The 18,971-nt window shown below is 58.8% G+C and carries 19 protein-coding genes and 1 other annotated feature; of the genes, 16 read left to right on the forward strand and 3 right to left on the reverse strand.

Features of this window, described 5'->3' with window-relative positions; genetic code table 11:
• Positions 1 to 10 precede the first annotated feature (10 nt).
• On the reverse strand, positions 11 to 628 hold the full coding sequence (locus I6L37_RS11005) for an aminodeoxychorismate/anthranilate synthase component II (protein ID WP_216994063.1): 618 nt from the start codon (positions 626 to 628) through the stop codon (positions 11 to 13).
• Positions 625 to 2,268 carry an anthranilate synthase component 1 gene (locus I6L37_RS11010; protein WP_216994064.1) on the reverse strand — a complete coding sequence of 548 codons (1,644 nt, stop codon included), beginning with the start codon at positions 2,266 to 2,268 and terminating at the stop codon, positions 625 to 627. Before I6L37_RS11010 ends, I6L37_RS11005 begins: the two co-directional genes overlap by 4 nt.
• Positions 2,269 to 2,714: 446 nt before the next feature.
• Between I6L37_RS11010 and I6L37_RS11015 the strand changes: the two genes are divergently transcribed.
• From I6L37_RS11015 to tesB, 14 genes are all read left to right on the forward strand, one after another.
• Positions 2,715 to 3,596, forward strand: coding sequence for a PHP domain-containing protein (locus I6L37_RS11015; RefSeq protein WP_216994065.1), 882 nt, complete (start codon positions 2,715 to 2,717; stop codon positions 3,594 to 3,596).
• 104 nt (positions 3,597 to 3,700) lie between these two features.
• Positions 3,701 to 4,321, forward strand: a complete 621-nt coding sequence (locus I6L37_RS11020) for an L-threonylcarbamoyladenylate synthase (RefSeq protein ID WP_216994066.1) — start codon at positions 3,701 to 3,703, stop codon at positions 4,319 to 4,321.
• Complete coding sequence (locus tag I6L37_RS11025; RefSeq protein WP_042072916.1) at positions 4,314 to 5,198, forward strand: ScpA family protein; 885 nt, start codon at positions 4,314 to 4,316, stop codon at positions 5,196 to 5,198. Before I6L37_RS11020 ends, I6L37_RS11025 begins: the two co-directional genes overlap by 8 nt.
• An 86-nt stretch (positions 5,199 to 5,284) precedes the next feature.
• Complete coding sequence (scpB, locus tag I6L37_RS11030) at positions 5,285 to 5,887, forward strand: SMC-Scp complex subunit ScpB (protein ID WP_216994067.1); 603 nt, start codon at positions 5,285 to 5,287, stop codon at positions 5,885 to 5,887.
• A 96-nt stretch (positions 5,888 to 5,983) separates the two neighbouring features.
• Positions 5,984 to 6,907 (forward strand): 23S rRNA pseudouridine(2605) synthase RluB, encoded by a 924-nt coding sequence (gene rluB, locus I6L37_RS11035; RefSeq protein ID WP_026458107.1) that lies wholly within the window; start codon positions 5,984 to 5,986, stop codon positions 6,905 to 6,907.
• Between the two features lie 241 nt (positions 6,908 to 7,148).
• A complete protein-coding gene (locus tag I6L37_RS11040; RefSeq protein ID WP_216994068.1) occupies positions 7,149 to 8,066 on the forward strand; it encodes an IS5 family transposase in 918 nt (305 codons plus the stop codon).
• 159 nt (positions 8,067 to 8,225) lie between these two features.
• Positions 8,226 to 8,552, forward strand: a complete 327-nt coding sequence (locus tag I6L37_RS11045) for a hypothetical protein (protein WP_216994069.1) — start codon at positions 8,226 to 8,228, stop codon at positions 8,550 to 8,552.
• Between the two features lie 208 nt (positions 8,553 to 8,760).
• Complete coding sequence (locus tag I6L37_RS22225) at positions 8,761 to 8,865, forward strand: DUF6883 domain-containing protein (protein ID WP_367948793.1); 105 nt, start codon at positions 8,761 to 8,763, stop codon at positions 8,863 to 8,865.
• A gap of 10 nt (positions 8,866 to 8,875) precedes the next feature.
• Positions 8,876 to 9,073 carry a DUF4926 domain-containing protein gene (locus I6L37_RS11050; RefSeq protein WP_216994070.1) on the forward strand — a complete coding sequence of 66 codons (198 nt, stop codon included), beginning with the start codon at positions 8,876 to 8,878 and terminating at the stop codon, positions 9,071 to 9,073.
• Between the two features lie 30 nt (positions 9,074 to 9,103).
• Positions 9,104 to 9,301: a hypothetical protein gene (locus I6L37_RS11055; protein ID WP_216994071.1), complete on the forward strand. Its 198-nt coding sequence runs from the start codon at positions 9,104 to 9,106 to the stop codon at positions 9,299 to 9,301.
• Entirely contained in the window at positions 9,288 to 10,469 is a 1,182-nt protein-coding gene (locus I6L37_RS11060) for a DUF637 domain-containing protein (RefSeq protein ID WP_254203563.1), read from the forward strand. Before I6L37_RS11055 ends, I6L37_RS11060 begins: the two co-directional genes overlap by 14 nt.
• Before the next feature lie 717 nt (positions 10,470 to 11,186).
• Entirely contained in the window at positions 11,187 to 12,137 is a 951-nt protein-coding gene (locus tag I6L37_RS11065; RefSeq protein ID WP_216994073.1) for a transposase, read from the forward strand.
• A 224-nt stretch (positions 12,138 to 12,361) separates the two neighbouring features.
• The gene (locus tag I6L37_RS22230; RefSeq protein WP_367948794.1) at positions 12,362 to 12,496 is read left to right on the forward strand and encodes a DUF559 domain-containing protein; all 135 of its coding nucleotides are present in this window, start codon (positions 12,362 to 12,364) and stop codon (positions 12,494 to 12,496) included.
• Between the two features lie 191 nt (positions 12,497 to 12,687).
• On the forward strand, positions 12,688 to 13,554 hold the full coding sequence (gene tesB, locus I6L37_RS11075; protein ID WP_042072908.1) for an acyl-CoA thioesterase II: 867 nt from the start codon (positions 12,688 to 12,690) through the stop codon (positions 13,552 to 13,554).
• Positions 13,555 to 13,641: 87 nt separating this feature from the next.
• Here the strand turns inward: tesB and aceK are convergent, their stop codons facing one another.
• Entirely contained in the window at positions 13,642 to 15,369 is a 1,728-nt protein-coding gene (gene aceK, locus I6L37_RS11080) for a bifunctional isocitrate dehydrogenase kinase/phosphatase (RefSeq protein ID WP_124238473.1), read from the reverse strand.
• Positions 15,370 to 15,566: 197 nt separating this feature from the next.
• Between aceK and I6L37_RS11085 the strand changes: the two genes are divergently transcribed.
• The gene (locus I6L37_RS11085) at positions 15,567 to 16,259 is read left to right on the forward strand and encodes a tRNA/rRNA methyltransferase (RefSeq protein ID WP_042027625.1); all 693 of its coding nucleotides are present in this window, start codon (positions 15,567 to 15,569) and stop codon (positions 16,257 to 16,259) included.
• Between the two features lie 69 nt (positions 16,260 to 16,328).
• Positions 16,329 to 16,461, forward strand: a sequence feature (Thr leader region).
• A 48-nt stretch (positions 16,462 to 16,509) separates the two neighbouring features.
• Complete coding sequence (thrA, locus tag I6L37_RS11090; RefSeq protein WP_201978170.1) at positions 16,510 to 18,969, forward strand: bifunctional aspartate kinase/homoserine dehydrogenase I; 2,460 nt, start codon at positions 16,510 to 16,512, stop codon at positions 18,967 to 18,969.
• Positions 18,970 to 18,971: the final 2 nt, after the last annotated feature.

An 18,971-nucleotide genomic window follows, 5' to 3' on the forward strand; every position in this document is an offset into this window, starting at 1 on the left:
GTTGGTCTCCTTACCGCACACTGCTTTCTGGACGGGTGATATGGGCGAGGGCCTGGGTCAGCAGGCGGGCCCCTTCCGAGGTCATGATGGATTCCGGGTGGAACTGGAAGCCCAGCACCCGCTCATCCTGTTGCTCGATGGCCATGGGCATGCCCTGATAGTGGGCAATTACCGTCAGCTCTTCCGGTACATAGGTGGCGACCAGCGAGTGGTAGCGGGCCACCGGCAGCGGGCTCGGCAGGCCGGCGAAGGCGCCGTGGCCGTTGTGCTCAATCAGGGAGCGCTTGCCATGGACGATCTCGCCTGCCGCGCCGACGGTGCCGCCGTAGGCTTCGCACAGGGCCTGATGGCCGAGACAGATACCGAGAATGGGCACCCGGCCACGGGCCAGCTTGATCAGATCAATCAGGCAACCCGCTTCATGGGGGGCGCCCGGCCCCGGGGAGAGCACCAGCACGGCATCCCCTTCGCAGGCGGCGATCTCGCTCATGATGCGGCTCGCCGGCAGGCTGTTGCGGTAGATCCGCACCGGATAGCCGAGGGAGCGGAACTGGTCGACGAGGTTGTAGGTGAACGAATCGAAGTTATCGAGCAGGAAGATGTTAGTGGCTGTTGATCCAGTACTCATTGGCTCACGTCCTTATGTTGTTCCTGCTGGGCGCTCAATGCTTGCAGGGAGGTGCCATGGCTGGCTGCAATGGCGGCCAGCACGGCCGCCGCCTTGGCGCGGGTTTCGTCCGCTTCGGCTTGGGGTTTGGAGTCATAGACCACGCCGGCACCGGCCTGCACGTGGGCCACGCCCTCTTTGACAAAGGCGGAGCGAATGACGATGCAGGTATCCATCTCGCCGGCGCCGTTGATGTAGCCGACCGCGCCGCCGTAGCTGCCGCGGCGCTTGCCTTCCACCATGCGAATGAGCTCGCTGGCGCGGATCTTGGGGGCGCCGGTGAGGGTGCCCATGTTCATGCAGGCCTGATAGGCGTGCAGGGCGTCAAGATCGGCGCGCAAGGTGCCCACCACTTTGGAGACCAGGTGCATCACGTGGCTGTAGCGATCCACTTTCAGCAGCTCTTTGACGTAGCGGGTGCCGGGCTCCGAGATGCGGGCGATGTCGTTGCGGCCCAGATCCACCAGCATCAGGTGCTCGGCTACCTCTTTTTCATCCTGACGCAGCTCCAGCTCGATGCGGCCATCGAGATCCCGGTTGATGGTGCCATCGGGGTTGAAGCCGCGGCGGCGGGTACCGGCGATGGGATACATCTCGACATCGCGACTGGTAGCGCAGAACTTCACTGCGCTCTCGGGGGAGGCGCCAAACAGGGTGAAGCCCTCATCCTGCACGTAGAACATGTAGGGGCTGGGGTTGGTCTGCTTGAGGCGGCGATAGGCGGCGACGGGGCTGGGGCAGGGCAGGGAGAAGCAGCGTGACGGCACCACTTGGAAGATGTCGCCGCGGCGGATAAAGCCCTTGAGCTTCTCCACCTCGGCGCAGAACTGTTTGTCGCTCTTGTCCACCTGCATGCCGCCATGAATGCCCTCGACCGGGGGCTGGGGAGCGAGTGCCCGCTCGGCCGCCTGTTGGCAGGCCAGCTTGAACTGCTCGAGGCGATCGCTCAGGTGGTTGTAGCGCTCATCCAGCTCGCGCTCGTCGCTGTCGCCGCCAAAGATGCAGGCGAGCAGCGCCGTAGAGCGCGCGATATGGTCGATGGTGATCAGGGTCTCGGCCACATAAAAGCAGTAGTCGGGGCAGTCGTTGCTCCCCTCGGGGACCTCGGGCAGATCTTCAAAGGAGGCGATAAGGTCGTAGGCGAAGCTGCCCGCCATAAAGAGCGCCTCTTTGCCCTGCTCGCACCCAAGCTCTTGCTGCAGGGTGCGCAGCACGTCCAGCACGCTGGTGCCCTTGAGGCGACTGTCTTCATCGAGCGCCCGATCCGATGCCGGGAAGTCGAGCTGCAGTTCGCCATCTACCAGCGAACGAGTAACCACCACTGGCAGCCGCTCGATCAGCAGGCTCTGTAGCTGGACGCCGTTGTCATTGAGGCTGCGTACCCGCACGGTGCGGCCACGACACTCGATGTGCAGGCAGGCATCCACCAGCAGCAGACTCTGTTTGCCCGCCTTGGAGTCGATCTCCACCGATTCCAGCAGCAGGTTGTTGGGGCGGCCCTGACAGAGCTGGCTGTAGAGCGCCAGCGGGTCGGCCACATAGGGGGCGTTTAACTTGAGGGTATCGAATTCACCCAGTGGCAGGCGATACGTGGCTGTCATAGTGCGTTCCCTTGCATGTGATGCGTGTTACCGATGTTCATGACGTTTAATACCTTTAAAAATGCCTTTGAAATTGAATGGGTCTGGTTGCGCTTGTCAGGGGCGCCATCGCCAGGTCGGTATGCTTGTCTGAATTCTCGGTTTCATCACAGGTCCATTTGCCGGATAATAAAAAAGCCCGCTGGGGTCAGCGGGCTTTTTCTTTGGTTCTTTGTTTGCTGTCAGATTACAGGTACAGCAACGACCACACGCCCGCATGTCAGGGAGTGTGCCACCACCAAATGGTCAGGATGGAAGTCGTTTGCATGATAAATTCCTGTAAAAAGATGTTTGCAATGAAGTGCCTACAGAAAACGATAAAGCCGCGGCCAAGTCAAGTCGCTTTTTAGCCTTCTTTCACCGAATTACTACAAACAGTGACCTGACCACGAGAGCGGAATAATCTGATGAGATTCGATCTTCACTGCCATACCACGGCCTCCGACGGGGTGCTGAGCCCGGCCGACCTGGTGCGCCGCGCCGCCGAAAAACAGGTGGCGGTGTTAGCAGTTACTGACCACGATACTCTTGCCGGGCTTGAGGAGGTGCGCCAGACCATCGCCGCCGAGCAACTGCCGCTGCGGCTGGTGAGCGGGGTCGAGATCTCCACCGGCTGGGAGCACCACGAGATCCATATCGTGGCGCTGGGCGTGGATGAAAAAAATTCACGTCTGGTGGAATTTTTGCGCGGGCAGCAGGCTCGTCGCGAGGCCCGAGCCGAGGAGATAGGGCGTCGTCTGGAGAAGTGCCTTATCCCCGGCACCTATGAAGAGGCCAAGGCGCTTGCCGGTGACGCCGCCGTGACCCGGGCCCACTTCGCCCGGGTGCTGGTGGCGCGCGGGGTGGCCGACAACATGCAAAAGGTATTCAAAAAGTACCTGAGCCGCGGCAACAAGGGCTATGTGCCGGCCGAGTGGCCCGAGATGCGCGATGCTATCGCCGTCATTCACGATGCCGGCGGCCTGGCTGTGCTGGCCCACCCGAGCCGCTACGATCTCACCGCCAAGTGGATCAAGCGGTTGCTGGTGGCCTTCAAGGCCGCAGGTGGTGACGCCATGGAGGTCTCGCTGCCCCAGCAAAGCCCCCAGGAGCGGGCCAATCTCGGCCAGTGGGCCAAAGATCAGGATCTCTATATATCGGTGGGGTCCGATTTTCACTTCCCCTCCAACTGGACCGAGCTTGGCCGCCACCTCTGGCTGCCCAAGGAGGGCACGCCACTGTGGCTGGCCTATCCCGACCACTTCGGCCTGAGCGCCGAGGAGCATGCCGGCTTGCTGGCCAGCCGTTAATGAAGCGGGCGCCGCAACGCCAAACAGATTAAGGTAGTGTCATGGGGTTGCGTCCATGACCATCAAGCGGGCAGATGTTGCTGCCCCCATTGCGAGAACATGTTATGAGTCAGCACTTTTACGTACATCCGGAAAATCCCCAGGCGCGTCTCGTCAGCCAGGCGGTGCAAATTCTGCAAAACGGCGGTGTCATCGTCTATCCCACCGATTCCGGCTATGCCCTGGGCTGCCAGATGGGTGACAAGGGGGCGCTGGAGCGTATCTGCCGCATCCGTCGCATCGATCCCAACCACGACTTCACCCTGGTGTGCCGCGATCTCTCCGAGATCGCCACCTACGCCAAAGTGGACAACAGCGCGTTTCGCCTGATCAAGAACAACACCCCCGGCCCCTACACCTTCATCTTCAAGGCCACCAAAGAGGTGCCGCGTCGTCTGATGAACGATAAGAAGAAGAGCATCGGCATCCGGGTACCGGACAACAAGATCGCCCAGGCGCTGCTCGAAGCCCTCGGTGAGCCGCTGCTCTCCACCACCCTGATCCTGCCCGATTCCGAGATGGCGGAGTTTGACCCCGAGGAGATCTTCGACAAGCTGGGCAAGCAAGTGGATCTGGTGGTCAACGGCGGTTATCTGGGCGAGCAGCCCACCACGGTCGTGGACTTCTCCGACGACGAGCCTGTGCTGCGTCGTCGCGGTGCCGGGGATCCGACTCCGTTTGAGTGAGACCGCTGAACCCGTGTCCGTGACGGCCACGACGATTCCCGGCGAGACGGGGGAGGGGGCAGCAGCCCTCACCCCTATCGCGAAAGTCCTGGGGCAGCCCTATCACGAGCTGCCCCAGGATCTGTTCATTCCGCCCGATGCGCTGGAGGTGTTCCTCGATACCTTCGAGGGGCCGCTCGATCTCTTGCTCTATCTCATCCGGCGCCAGCAGCTCGACATCCTCAACCTGCCGATCCTGCAGATCACCGCCCAGTACATGGAGTACGTAGAGCTGATGCAGGGGCTCAATCTGGAGCTGGCGGCCGAGTACCTGCTGATGGCAGCTTGGCTGGCGGAGATAAAATCTCGCCTGCTGCTGCCCAAGGCGCCCGAGCTGGAAGATGATGAGGAGGGGGAAGATCCCCGCGTGACCCTGATCCGTCGCCTGCAGGAGTACGAACGCTACAAGGTCGGCGCCGAGCGGGTGGACGCGCTGCCCAGGGTGGAGCGGGAGATCTTCATCGCCGCCGCTCTGCCGCCGGATTTTGGCTCCCTCAAGCCGTTGACTCCCGATGTTTCGCTGGTTGAGCTCGCCCTTTACATGCAAAGTGTGGTAAAACGCGCGACTCATTTTGAACATCACCAGATCCGCCGTGAGCAGATCCCGACCCGGGTGCGGATGGCGGAGATCCTCGCCATGCTCTCCCTGGGCCAGACCCTGCGCCTTGAACAGGTGCTGCGGGCCGAAGAGGGGCGCATGGGGGTACTGGTGACGTTTCTGGCCCTGCTGGAACTGTGCAAGGAACAACTGATCTGGATCCTGCAAGCAGAACCACTGGGTCCAATCCATTTCGCGTTGGCGGCAGAAGAGAGCGTGACAAGTGAACAGACCCATTGAGTTCGCGCCCTGTTTGCTCAGCGGTAGCCAGCGCCGCTGGGACAAGCTCCATTTCGCGTTGGCCGAGCAGAGTGAGGAGGGCAACCGTGGCGCTGCCCACTGAACGACTCAAGACGCTGATCGAGGCCGCCCTGTTTGTCGCAGGGCGCCCGCTCAATATCAGCGAGCTGAAAAACAGCGTGCTGGCCGACTATCCTGTCACCACCCGCTACGTGCAGCTGCTGCTGGCGGAGCTCAAACAGGATTACAGCGAGCGGGGGGTGGAGCTCAAGGAGGTCGCCTCCGGCTGGCGCTTTCAGGCCCGCCAGGATTACGCCGAGGAGCTTTCGCGCCTGTGGAGCGAGCGGGCCCCGCGCTATTCGCGCGCCGTGATGGAGACGCTGACGCTGATCGCCTATCGTCAACCCATCACCCGGGCCGAGATCGAGGCGATCCGCGGGGTGGCGGTGTCGAGCCAGATAGTGAACACGCTCAAGGATCGTGGCTGGGTGCGCAGCATCGGCCACAAGGAGGTGGTGGGGCGCCCCGAGCTGCTTGCCACCACCCGGGCATTTCTGGACTATTTCAACCTGCAGGGTCTGGAGCAGCTCCCCGAGCTGGATCCCGAACTGCAACCCTCGTTGGCCACCATGGTGGATGAGGGGAGCGAGCCTGATGTCGGCGACAAAAATGCTGACCGGGTCTCTTAATCATGCAAACGGTGGCGGACTGCCCGAAGGGCCCCGCCACAGTGACAACCGTTGCCCCCATGCCGGTGGGCAGCGATCAACAATCAGGTAACCCCGATGAGTGAAAAACTGCAAAAAGTGTTGGCCCGCGCGGGTCACGGCTCCCGTCGTGAGATGGAGGCCCTGATCACCGCAGGTCGGGTCAGTGTGGATGGCAAGGTCGCCACACTGGGGGATCGCGTCGAAGTGAACGCCGTGATCCGGGTGGATGGTCACCAGGTCAAGACCCGTGCCGCAGAGGAAGTGATCTGCCGCGTGCTGGCTTACCACAAGCCGGAAGGGGAGATGTGTACCCGTCACGATCCGGAAGGTCGTCCCACCGTGTTTGATCGTCTGCCCAAGATGGAAGGGGCCCGCTGGATTGCAGTCGGCCGCCTCGACGTCAACACCTCCGGTCTCTTGCTGTTCACCACTGACGGTGAACTGGCCAACCGCCTGATGCACCCGAGCCACGAAGTGGAGCGGGAATACGCGGTGCGGGTGTTTGGCGAGATCACCGAAGCCATGCTGCAGCGCCTGCGCAAGGGCGTCCAGCTGGAAGACGGCATGGCCAAGTTCAACAAGATCAAGCCGGCCGGCGGCGAGGGGCTGAACCAGTGGTTCAACGTCACCCTGACCGAGGGGCGCAACCGTGAAGTGCGCCGCCTGTGGGAATCCCAGGAAGTGCAGGTGAGCCGCCTGATGCGGATCCGCTACGGCGATGTGAAGCTGGATCGCGCTATCCCGCGCGGTGGCTGGCAGGAGCTCAAGCTGCCCGAGGTGAACTACCTGCGCGGCCTGGTCAATCTGCCGCCGGAGACCGAATCCAAGGTCGATCTGCAGCAAGATGGCAAGAGCAGCCGTCACAAGCAGGCCGCCCAGATCCGCCGGGCCGTCAAGCGCCACAAGGAGATGCAGGGCAAGGAGCCGCGCGCCCGCGCCACCACCGCCCGTCGCAAGCCGACCTCCTCTACCCGCAACTCGGGTACCGGCAGCAAATAAGCACCCGCCATGGCGCAGGTGGCCCGTCAGCTACCGGTGCCACCAGCAGTTATCAAAGCCCGCACCCCATGGTGCGGGCTTTTTTTCAGTGTCCGGCAGCGGCTCCTATCGGATATGCTGGTGATGTTATGCCTTTGTCAGAAAGATGGCTGTGGCGTTGTTGCCCAAATCGATGCAGCTTGAATGGAACTAACTGAGGACTTGGTGATCTGATCACCACCATCCTTTTCAAGTCTGCATCATGGGCACGTCGCTTCACCCCATCACCAACTGGCCTAAATACAACAAGTCTTTGATTAATCGTGGTTCACTCACCTTCTGGGTTGATGCCGAGGCCATGAGCAACTGGTTTCACCACGACCATCATGGGCGGCGGGGCCGCAGCCAGCTTTACACTGACCAGACCATCTGTACCTTCCTGATGCTCAAGGGGATTTTCAGCCTCACTCTGCGGGCCACCCAGGGACTACTCGACTCCCTGTTCGAGTTGATGAACGTACCGCTTTGTGCCCCCGATTACAGCTGTGTCTGCAAGCGGGCCCGCACGGTGACAGTGGCCTATCGGCAGCCCTCAAAGGGACGCATTACCGACTTGGTTATCGACTCAACCGGTCTGAAGGTGTTTGGTGAAGGCGAGTGGAAGGTCAGAAAACACGGCACCGAGAAACGGCGAGTCTGGCGCAAGTTGCATCTGGCGGTAGACCCGGTGACCCACGATATCGTGGCGGCGGAAGTCTCGCTGGAAAATGTCCATGATGCCGAGGTGTTGCCCACCTTGCTCAACCCTCTGCGGCGTAAGCTGGGACATGTTTATGCGGATGGAGCTTATGACAGCAAAGCCAACCATCAGCTTATCTCGCGCAAAGGGGCGACAGCCTGTATCCCGCCTCGCAAGAGCGCGGGGTTATGGAAAAAGGGACACCCAAGAAATGACGCTGTGCTGGTGATGCGCAAGGAAGGGCTGGCGCACTGGAAGAAGATATCGGGGTATCACCGTCGCTCGCTGGCAGAGACGGCGATGTATCGCTTCAAGCAGTTGCTGGCGGGGAAAATCAGTCTGCGTAACTACAACGGCCAAGTGGGAGAAGTCATGGCGTATGTAAGTGCCATAAACAAGTTGAATACCCTGGGCCTACCTGTCAGAAAGCCTCGAGTGTAGCGGTTACCCAGGGCTGGGGAAGTCATGACTTGCTGGCTGATTTGGGCAACAACGCCGATGGCTGTCCCAGTAATTGGTTTATAGATTTACTGTCAGGTACTCTATTGATGGTGGTCGTCCAGTGATCATTGATTTCAAAAATTCTCCAGGTGGTTTCTGATGACTGATCAAGAAATATATCAAAAAATTGGGCAACTCTTAGTGGATGCGGGACCTTCAGGTGCTCAGAGACTAATCGTTAGAGCAGAGCTATTTCCTGAGGGGGATGGGGGAAAGTACGAATTTGATTATGTTGACAAGGCTGGCGAGCTGAGCTGGTTTGATCCAGATGGTCGAGCTGTGGGGGAATTGACTGAGTTTTTGGTTCAGCTACGTGAATACTTTCACACCTATGAATTGACTGCTGGAGCCGGTATCTGGTCTGGGTGTGAAATAAATTTAACTGTTGAAGATATGAAGTTGGGGATTGAGTTTACGTATGGCTAATATATCCAATTTCTGTTCAACCAACATCAGCCTTGTGCTGGCATCGAAATTCTGGGACACCCACTTTTTTAGTTAGCAGATGCCCCGTAAACCCTCGCCCAATCGGGCGGGGATATAAGGGGAGCTAATCTGGTGTGTTCTGCGAGGCGACATACGCCTTGAGCGTTTCGATAGTGGCCCCGAAATCTGGGACACCCACCTTATAGATATGCCAATAACAGGGCCAAACGGTAATACAGTAACCGTTCGGACAGGCTGGATATATGATCCGGGCTCTGCCACACCTCGGATGACGACTCTCTATGTCAAGTAAGGAGTGCAAGGTGGATTATTCGCTTTTTGATATGGTTGTGTTAGTTGAAGATATGCCAGAGGCAGGGCTGCGAGCAGGAATGAAAGGGGTGATTATTGAGATATATAGTCAGCCAGTTGAGGGCTATGAAATAGAATTTTGTGACGATCAGGGAAGAACAGTTGTGCAGTTAGCATTATCCCCTGAGCAATTTCAGCTCGTCGAGTAGGTGCAAAAGGTGGGCTGGACAATCTATTGAGTGTCAAAGAGCTGGGACACCCACCTTAACCTGCCGGTCTGGTTCAACTGCCAGATTGTGCTCGCGCCCAAGCTCTATCTGGTGGAGGCCGATAAACGCCATCTCTCCGGTAGCGTCATCACCGCGGGTAACATCGACCTCAACGAAATCTGGGACACCCACCTTTTTGGCAACGGCGGGGGCCTTGACTGGTTTTAACGAATGGGCTGGCTTGTCAAGCGGTGCCCCCAACGCTCCCGCTCCCTATGCCCAGCCGGGGGCGACTAAAGTGTTCTCGTGGGATACCTTCAACCGGGTCACCAGCAACGCCGGGATTAGTGCCGGAATAGATAGCACCATCAATGGTTCCCACTTTGCTGATAGCTTCAAAGCCAGCCTGTTATCCAATATTCAGAGGGAAGTGGGTAAAGCCACGGCCAACTGGATAGGGGATCAAGGCATTAAATTTGATGCTGCCAACAGCCCGTTGGCAGAGGCAGGGAAAATCGCTGCCCATGGGGTGACCAGCGGTGCCATTGCCGAGATTACCGGTGGCAAGTTCGCTGCAGGCGCTGCAGGCGGTGCCATGTCGGAGCTGGCCAGTAACTGGAGCCTGGGGGCCTTTAGCGGCAACGAGGAGTATCAGGTTGCCCTCAACAAAGTGTTGGGTGGACTTGCGGCAGTGGCCGTCACCGGGGATGAAAACGACTTCTATACTGGTGCAGACCGGGCTGAGACGGTGCATCGGTACAATGCTATGGCACATACGTTAGCCGCGCTGAAAGCGCGCGATCCTGAACAATTTGCCAAGTTGATGGAGGCTAAAAGAAATCAATACAAGACTTGTGGTGAATCGGCAGAATGTAAAAAAATGATGATTGCTGGTTTGGGATTAGTGGGCTTGCCCCTGCTTCCATCAGAGTTGCTAGTTGCGGGGGGAATAGGGGGAGGGGCCAAATTTGGGTTTGAGCTGTGGGATAATAAAGGTGACTTAAGTAAAGTTGATGTGGGCGAGGTTGTATTTTCTACTTACTTAAGTGCAGGTACAGCAGGTTGGAGCTTCTGGCCAACTGTAGCTGTCAATGCTGCAGGTGGAGCTTATACGAGCCATTTGAAAGGAGAAGATCCACTTGTCGGTGGTTTCGCGAGTTCTTTGGGAGCTGGTACTGGATATTGGGCCGGTAAATTCGTTGAGCCATTGGCAAAAAATTTATTTAACGTGAACCAAAATGGTATAAAGTATGAGTTCATTGACATAGGTTTGACTATACAAAAGAACAAACCGGAAAGTATTATTCCGAGTTCTTTTGGAAATGCAGGTGGTTCCATTTCATCGGAGCTATCAACCAAGTTTTTTGAAGGTGAATTAAAAGAGGTTGACTGGTGAGGTATTTTTCTGGAGTGTTTTTTTTTCTATGTCCGCCAATTATATTTTCCATTATTGGTGGTGTTATTTATATTTCTGTAAATTTCTTTACATTCATCGTCTATGGACGTAAATTGAATCTGTCATGGTCGTTGTTAATTTCATTTGCAGAGAAAGGTGCAATGTATGGAGTATCGCTTAGTGGTGTCTTTCTTCTGCTTTTAATATGTTCGATAGTTAGGTCGAAATTTTTATCATGGCGGCGTTAGAGCTCTCTTTTTCAAGTCGTTGGTGATGAGTTGAGAGGAATAAATAGTAGCTATTAGTAGTGGATATTTATTGGAGAAGATTGTTGTATATACATCTATCAGTGTCGTGACCCTTTATCTGGCTCAGTTGGTGCCCATCCTGGGTGATGGCCCATACCTAGAATAAGAACGCCATGGTCAGTGGCACCGGTGGCAAGTTTCCTGCGGGGGCAGTCAGGTTTTCTCTGATTCCGAGCACCAGGTTGCTTTGAACAAGGTATTGGGTGGTTTGTCTGCAGTAGCCGTCACTGGGGATGAAAATGACGTCAATACCGGCGCAGACCGGGCGGAGACGGTGTATAGGTATGGCCGGAATCTGGGGCCGGAATCTGGGACACCCACCTTTTTGACTGGAATCTAGGACACCCACCTTTTTGACAGTGGCGTAGTGCTGTTCTTGACTTGAGAGGTCACCGTTGAGGGATGCGCCATGACCATTGCCCGTTCACGTCAAATCAGCTTGCAGGATACGCCTTACTACCACGTGGTCAGCCGCTGTGTGCGGCGAGCCTTCCTGTGTGGTGACGATGCCCATTCAGGCCAGAGTTACGAGCATCGGCGTCAGTGGGTGGTCGACAAGTTGGGGCAACTATCGCGGTTGTTTGCTATCGGCATTTGTGCTTATGCGGTGATGAGCAATCACTATCATCTGGTGCTCAAGGTGGAGCCCGATACCGCAGCCAACTGGAGTGAGCGGGAGGTGGCCGAGCGCTGGGCTGCGCTTTTCCAGTGGCCGCTGTTGGTTAGGCGTTGGTATCAAGGGGAGATGTTGATCGAGCCTGAACTGGCTGTTGTGCAGCAATTGCTGGCCCAATGGCGGGAGCGGCTTCACTCCATCAGTTGGTTTATTCGGCTACTCAATGAAAATCTGGCCCGTCAGGCCAATCAGGAAGATGGTTGCAAAGGCCATTTCTGGGAGGGCCGCTTCAAGAGTCAGGCTTTGCTCACCGAATCAGCCTTGCTGGCCTGTATGGCGTATGTTGACCTCAATCCGATACGAGCCGCGTTGACCGAGCGGCTAGAGCTGAGTGACTACACCAGTATCAAGCAGCGCCTTGACGAGCCTGCTACGACTGAGGTTTTGCCACCCCTTTTGCTGCCGTTTGCCAGCCAGGGGAAGCCTGAAAAATTGCCCTATGCCTTCACGGACTACCTAATGTTGGTTGATTGGACAGGTCGTGCAATTCGGCCCGACAAGCGTGGTCATATTCCGGCTCACCTTGGACCTATTCTGGAACGACTAGGCCTTGATGCTATGTGCTGGTTGAAGCAGGTGACGCTGTTTAGGCGACAAGGGATCAGAGTGGTGGGAGACAGAGAGCAATGCCAGCAGTTTGCTCGCCATTGTGGCCAGCGGCGATGCCATCAACCACGCCTTTGATTACTTGGCGTTCACCCTGTCGATAGCTCTGGGTATTGCACACAGTTCAGTGAATGACTGTGTAGGGGCTGTTGCTTTCTAAACCTGAAAATCTCTCTCACTAGCTGACTTTGCAGGTGTCAGTTCGAATTCACTCACCCTCATTGTGTCTGCAAGGTGTCTGCAAGCAGCCTGATAGTGGCTTACTCAAAAATGTGGGTGTCCTAATTGCTGCTTAGCGGGGCTTGAGCCATGACGAGCAACGGGATGCCTATATGGCGCGCCTGTCGTTGACGGTACTGCGATTTAGCAACAGGGAGGTGATGCAAAACTTGTCCGGGGTGGTTGTATCGATTCGAACATGGCTTGATCACGTCTGACCCCACCCCAGCCCTCCCCTTGTCAGGGGAGGGGGCCAGAGTAGTCTCTCTGTGGGCGAGGACGTCGGCCTACGCCTCTACCTTGCGCGAGGGGAGGTCGGGAACGGGATTCTGCCAGGGAGGCGCATCAGGGTGGTTGCCCGGCGTGGCCGGGCTTGTTAGCCTTTGCGGCTCTGACATAGGAGTGAACCATGAGCAAGGTACTGGACGAGCTGCTGGCGTTGCTGGCGCTCGAGAAAATCGAGGAGGGCCTGTTTCGGGGCCAGAGCCAGGATCTCGGCCTGCGGGCCGTGTTTGGCGGACAGGTGATGGGGCAGGCCTTGTCAGCCGCCAAGCAGACAGTGGCCGCCGATCGCCAGGTACACAGTTTCCACTCCTACTTCCTGCGCCCCGGCGATGCCAACCGTCCCATCGTCTACGACGTGGAGAATATCCGCGATGGCCAGACCGTCTCCACCCGCCGGGTCAAGGCCATTCAGGGCGGCAAGCCCATCTTCTATCTCAACGCCTCGTTCCAGATTGAGGCCGAGGGGTTCGAGCACCAGGCGCAGATGCCGGCGGGGATCACCCCTCCCGAGCAGCTCAAGAGCGAGCTGGAGCTGGTGCGCCCCTACGAGCAGCAGATCCCGCCGGCGCTGCGGGACAAGATCATGTGCGAGAAGCCCATCGAAATTCGCCCGGTGACCCTGGTCGACCCGATCCGCCCGGATGTGCACGAGCCGCTGCGCCACGTCTGGTTCAAGGCCAATGGCCAGATGCCGGACGATCTGCGGGTCCACAAATACCTGCTGGCCTATGCCTCCGATTTCCACTTCCTGTTCACCGCCCTGCAGCCCCACGGCGTCTCCTACTGGGAGCCGGACATGCAGGTGGCCACCATCGACCACTCCATGTGGTTCCACCGCGACTTCCGGCTGGACGACTGGCTGCTCTACGTAGTGGATAGCCCGAGCGCCAGCGGCGGGCGCGGCCTGGTGCGCGGCCAGTTCTTCACCCGTGATGGGGTGCTGGTGGCCAGCACCATGCAGGAAGGGGTGATCCGCCGGCGCGGCAGCTAGGCGTCGTCAATGGCCGGAAAGAGAAGGGGGGTGGCATGGCCACCCACTTGTTTTTATCGCCTTGTACAATGAGCGGGCCTCTCCCCGTCATCCCCCGCGCTGGTATTTGAAACGCTTCTTGCGCCGGTAGGGGTAGACATCCTCGAACAGCCCCTCCTTGATATTGCCTTGCAGCTTTTGCCAGTAGCTGGCATCGAACAGCTCCTTGTGCAGCTGCATCATGATCTCCCGCACCTGGGGCTTTTGCAGCAGGAAGGTGGCGAACTCCTCGGGGAAGATGTCGTTGGGGGCCACCGAGTACCAGGGCTCGGCACTCCACTCGTCCTCCGGGTAGCGTGGCGGCGGGATCTGGCGAAAGTTGCACTCCGTCATGTAGCAGATCTCGTCGTAGTCGTAGAACACCACCCGGCCGTGACGGGTCACGCCAAAGTTCTTGAACAGCATGTCCCCCGGGAAGATGTTGGCCGCGGCCAGCTGCTTGATGGCGTTGCCGTACTCCTCCAGTGCGAGCCGGGTCTGCTGCTCGTCCGCCTTGTCCAGATAGAGGTTGAGGGGGATCATCTTGCGCTCGGTGTAGAGGTGCTTGATCACCAGCTTGTCACTGGTGAGGGTGAGCGCCGAGGGGGCCACCGCCTTGAGCTCGGCCAGCAGCTCCGGCGAAATGCGCTCCAGCGGGAACTCGAAGTTGGTGAACTCCTGGGTATCGGCCATCCGCCCCACCCGGTCGTGCTGCTTTACCAGCCGGTACTTCTCTTTGACCTGGGCGTGGCTCACCTCCTTGGGGGGGGTGAACTCGTCTTTTATCACCTTGAACACCACGTCGTAGGAAGGGAGGGTAAACACGCTCATCACCATTCCCTTGATGCCGGGGGCGATGACGAACTGCTCCCGGCTCTGGGCCAGATGCTGCTGGTAGTGGCGATAGAGCTCGGTCTTGCCGTGCTTCTGGCAGCCGATGGCGTTGTAGATCTCGTAGTCCGCCTTGTGGGGCATGATCTGGCGAAGGAAGATCACGAACAGGGCCGGCACGGGGGCATAGACCATGAAGTAGGCGCGGGCGAAACCGAACACGATGGAGGCGATGGCTGGCTCGAAGATGACGGTATCCACATAGATGCTCTGGCCCGTGCTGAGCAGGGGCAGGATAAAGGGCAACACCTGTCCCTTCACCCGGATGAGCCCCACCAGATAGGCCCCCTTGTTGCGATAGAACACCTCTTTGAGCAGCTCTATGGTGAAGGGTTCCTCATGGAGGATTTGCGGACCGTTCTCGGCAAGATGGTGGTGGATGTCGACAATATCGCGCTGTTTGTCCTCATAGGGCAGGGTGAAGCTGTAATCCCCCAAGAGCTGGCTCAGGGTCTGCGGCAGATGAGCCAGATCGGTGCGATAGACCCGCAGCAGGCTGCCCAGATCCGGGTGCTCCCCCCGGCTGAGAAACGGGTGGATATAGAGGTTCTCGTCACGGATGTTGCGGTGGCGAAAGATCCGGCGATAGACGGAGTTGAAGAAGGACTCGGCCACCTCAAAGTTTTCGCAGTGGGGCAGCAGATCGCTGAAAGCCCCCTTCACCCGTTTGAGCAGCGCCTGGGTGGCGTGATGCTCCCCCATCATCTGGCGGATGGAGCTGGCGGTGGCACCCACGTGGTGATCATAGAGGCGGATCCGCTCTCGTCCTGCGAGCTGGACCCCCAGCCAGTCACTGTTCTCGAAGCGGCTCTTGCTGCCGCGGGTGATCTCGAGAAAGCGGCTGTAAAACGACTCGAAGCGTTGCAAGATGGTCTCGGCGACGGCCTGTTCCAATGGCTGCGGCATCTCTCTCTTCCTTGTGCTGTGTCGGGCCGATAGCGCGGGCAAAGGTGCGCGTTTTCTGCGCACGTCTGGCCACTATGGCAACATTCAAACGTCTGTTCAAGTGGCAATTTTCGGGGATAAACGGTAGATTGCGCCCCTGTTTTACCGACTGTTTGCCGTCTGTTTTCGCAGCTCGGCCCGGCCCAAGAGGAAACCCAATGAAACTCTATTTTGTCCTGGTGGCACCCGCTCGCGCCGCGAACGTGGGGGCTGCCGCGCGCGCCATGAAAACCATGGGGTTTGACGCCATGCGACTGGTGGCGAGCCGGGTGCACGAGGAGGAAGAGGCGGGCTGGGTCGCGCACGGCGCGCAGGAGATTCTGACTAACGCCGAGGCCTTCGACACCCTGCCGGAAGCCCTGGTCGACATGGATCTGGTGATCGCCACCACCGCCCGTCAGCGCGGCCGCTATCAGCACTACCTCACTCCGGCGGAAATTCGCGATCAGATCCGCGCCAAGTCGTCGCTTCGCAAGGTCGCCATCGTGTTTGGCTGCGAGGAGTCGGGGCTTTCCAACGAGCAGCTCGCCCAGGTCGATCTCATCAGCTACCTGCCCCTCAAGGTGGGGTATCCATCGCTGAACCTCGGTCAGGCGATCATGCTGTATGCCTACGAGCTGAGTCAGCTGCTGGATGGGCCAGAGGCTGTAGCAGAAAAAGGGGATACCGTTGGGCAGGTTCGCGTGCTGAAACAAAAAACAGCAGAAATTCTGGGTGAACTCGGAGTTTCACAGGATGAAAAGCTGCATCAATGGGTGATGGACCGGGTACCCATGCTGCCGCAGCGGGATCTGAATATGCTCCATTTGCTCTGCAAAGACCTGATCCGCAAGTTTGGCCAAGAGGTTTAGGTTGACAGCCGGGCGCCCGGCGCGGTATTGCTAAAAGCCAGCTTCGTTCAAGAGAGTTCGTCATGCCCCTTTTCAGCCACATCACCACCACCACCATTATTACCGGTACCACCACAGGTGGCACTGGGGCCGGTTGATGCGCTGACGAACAAGCACAGAAATCTGAAAAGGCCCGTACCCACCCAGTACGGGCCTTTTTTGTTGGGTTATTTTCATACCGTTTTTCAAGGGATTACAGGGAGAGAGTGCGATGAGAGTGTTGAAGTTTGGCGGTTCGTCACTGGCCGACGCAGAGCGTTTTTTACGGGTAGCCGATATCGCGGTGAATACCCATGGCCAGTCTCAGGTCGCCCTGGTGCTGTCGGCACCGGCCAAGGTGACCAACCACCTGGTGGCCCTGGTGGAGCAGACCAGTCGCGGCATGGATGCCACCAATACCCTGTTTGAAATCAACGGTATCTTCTCCCGCCTGCTGGCCGGATTGAAGGCGGCTTACCCGGCGCTGGATGACAAGGCGCTGCAGGCCCGGCTGACCAGTGAGCTGGATCAGGTGGAGCGGCTGATGCAGGGGATCCGCCTGCTGGGGCTGTGTCCGGACAACGTGCAGGCTCGCATCCTGAGCCGGGGCGAAAATCTCTCCATCGCCTTTATGCACGAGCTGTTGCGGGTGCGCGGCCTCGAACTGGATCTCATCGTGCCGGAGCAGCTGCTGGTGACCGACGGCGGCTACCTGGAAGCCCATGTCGATATCGAAGCCTCCCGCCTGCGCTTTGCCGCCAAGGGGCTGCGTTCTGACTGTCTCTACCTGATGCCGGGCTTTACCGGTGGCAGCGACAAGGGCGAAACCGTGCTGCTGGGGCGCAACGGCTCCGACTACTCCGCCGCCGTGCTGGCCGCCTGTGTCGACGCCGAGTGCTGCGAGATCTGGACCGACGTGGAAGGTTGCTACAACTGCGACCCACGCCTGGTGCCGGACGCCTATCTGCTGAAAACCCTCTCCTACAAGGAGGCGATGGAGCTCTCCTACTTCGGGGCCAAGGTGCTGCACCCGAAAACCATCGCCCCCGTGGCCCAGTTCCACATCCCCTGCCTTATCAAGAACAGCTTCAATCCCCAGGGGCCGGGTACCCTGATCGGGGTTGAGCAGGGGGATGATGATCTGAAAGTGAAGGCCATCTCGGATCTCTCCGGCATGTGCATGTTCAACGTCTCCGGCCCCGGTATGAAGGGCATGGTGGGCATGGCGGGCCGTATCTTCTCCGCCGTTTCCCGCGCCGGGGTCAGCATCGTCCTCATCACCCAGTCATCTTCCGAGTACAGTGTCAGCTTCTGTATCCACAGCTACGATCTGGACAAGACCCGCAAGGTGCTGGAGCGCGAGTTCGAGCTGGAATTCAAGAACCAGCTGCTGGACCCGCTCGAGATCATGCAGGATTTGGCCATCATCTCCCTCATCGGTGACGGCATGCGCACCAGCAAGGGGATGGCGGCGCGCTTCTTCACCTCGCTGGCGCAAGCCTCCATCAATATCGTCGCCATTGCGCAGGGCTCCAGCGAGCGCTCCATCTCTGCCGTGGTGCGTGCCGGCAAGGTGGCGGAGGCCATCAAGGCGTGTCACCAGAACTTCTTTGGCAGCCAGCAGTTCATCGATCTGTTCGTGGTCGGAGTCGGCGGTGTCGGCGCGGCCCTGGTGGATCAGATCGCGCGCCAGCAGCCGGTGCTGGCCGAGCAAGGCACTGGCCTGCGGGTAGTGGGTATCGCCAACAGCCGCCAGATGGCGGTCAACAAGGATGGGCTCAATCTTGCCAACTGGCGCGAGCAGCTGGTGGAAGCCCGCGACAGCTTCAGCCTGGAAGCGGTGCAGAAGCTGGTGGAAGACAGCCATCTTATCAACCCGGTGATCGTCGATTGCACTTCAAGCGAGGCCATCGCCGTGCAGTATGCCGACTTCCTGGCCGCCGGTTTCCACGTGGTCACTCCGAACAAGAAGGCCAACACAGGGTCGCTCGATTACTACAAGGCGCTGCGCCGCACCGCCCGCCAGACTCGCCGCAAGTTCCTCTACGAGACCAACGTGGGCGCGGGCCTGCCGGTTATCGAAAACCTGCAGAACCTGATCAAGGCCGGTGACAAGCTGCGCGCTTTTGATGGCATCCTCTCCGGATCGCTCTCCTTTATCTTCGGCAAGCTGGACGAGGGGATGAGCTTCTCCGAGGCGACCAAGATTGCTCGTGGCAACGGCTTTACCGAGCCGGATCCCCGCGATGATCTCAACGGTATGGACGTGGCGCGCAAGCTGCTCATTCTGGCTCGCGAGGCCGGTATGGCGCTGGAGCTTTCCGACGTGGAAGTGGAGCAGGCGTTGCCACCGGGCTTTGATGTCAGCGGCGACGTGGAAGCCTTTATGGCCCGCCTGCCCGAGGCTGACGGCTGGTTCCGCGATCAGTTCGCCCTGGCCCAGAGTGAAGGCAAGGTACTGCGTTACGTGGGTTCCATCGAGGGTGGCAAGTGCAAGGTCGCCATCAAGGCGGTCGGTGCCGACGAGCCGCTGTTCAAGGTAAAAGACGGGGAGAATGCGCTCGCCTTCTTCTCCACCTATTACCAGCCGATCCCGCTGGTGCTGCGCGGCTACGGCGCCGGTACCGAGGTGACTGCCGCCGGCGTCTTCGCCGACGTGCTGCGCACCCAGAACTGGAAGCAGGAGCTGTAAGC

The organism is Aeromonas sp. FDAARGOS 1407, assembly GCF_019048725.1.
GTDB lineage: Bacteria > Pseudomonadota > Gammaproteobacteria > Enterobacterales > Aeromonadaceae > Aeromonas > Aeromonas enteropelogenes.

Bases quoted from the DNA above. Each gene is read 5' to 3' on its own strand.
- I6L37_RS11005 (WP_216994063.1), bottom strand. From the start codon at position 628: ATGAGTACTGGATCAACAGCCACTAACATCTTCCTGCTCGATAACTTC.
- I6L37_RS11010 (WP_216994064.1), bottom strand. From the start codon at position 2,268: ATGACAGCCACGTATCGCCTGCCACTGGGTGAATTCGATACCCTCAAG.
- I6L37_RS11015 (WP_216994065.1), top strand. From the start codon at position 2,715: ATGAGATTCGATCTTCACTGCCATACCACGGCCTCCGACGGGGTGCTG.
- I6L37_RS11020 (WP_216994066.1), top strand. From the start codon at position 3,701: ATGAGTCAGCACTTTTACGTACATCCGGAAAATCCCCAGGCGCGTCTC.
- rluB (WP_026458107.1), top strand. From the start codon at position 5,984: ATGAGTGAAAAACTGCAAAAAGTGTTGGCCCGCGCGGGTCACGGCTCC.
- I6L37_RS11040 (WP_216994068.1), top strand. From the start codon at position 7,149: ATGGGCACGTCGCTTCACCCCATCACCAACTGGCCTAAATACAACAAG.
- I6L37_RS11045 (WP_216994069.1), top strand. From the start codon at position 8,226: ATGACTGATCAAGAAATATATCAAAAAATTGGGCAACTCTTAGTGGAT.
- I6L37_RS22225 (WP_367948793.1), top strand. From the start codon at position 8,761: ATGCCAATAACAGGGCCAAACGGTAATACAGTAACCGTTCGGACAGGC.
- I6L37_RS11065 (WP_216994073.1), top strand. From the start codon at position 11,187: ATGACCATTGCCCGTTCACGTCAAATCAGCTTGCAGGATACGCCTTAC.
- tesB (WP_042072908.1), top strand. From the start codon at position 12,688: ATGAGCAAGGTACTGGACGAGCTGCTGGCGTTGCTGGCGCTCGAGAAA.
- aceK (WP_124238473.1), bottom strand. From the start codon at position 15,369: ATGCCGCAGCCATTGGAACAGGCCGTCGCCGAGACCATCTTGCAACGC.
- I6L37_RS11085 (WP_042027625.1), top strand. From the start codon at position 15,567: ATGAAACTCTATTTTGTCCTGGTGGCACCCGCTCGCGCCGCGAACGTG.
- thrA (WP_201978170.1), top strand. From the start codon at position 16,510: ATGAGAGTGTTGAAGTTTGGCGGTTCGTCACTGGCCGACGCAGAGCGT.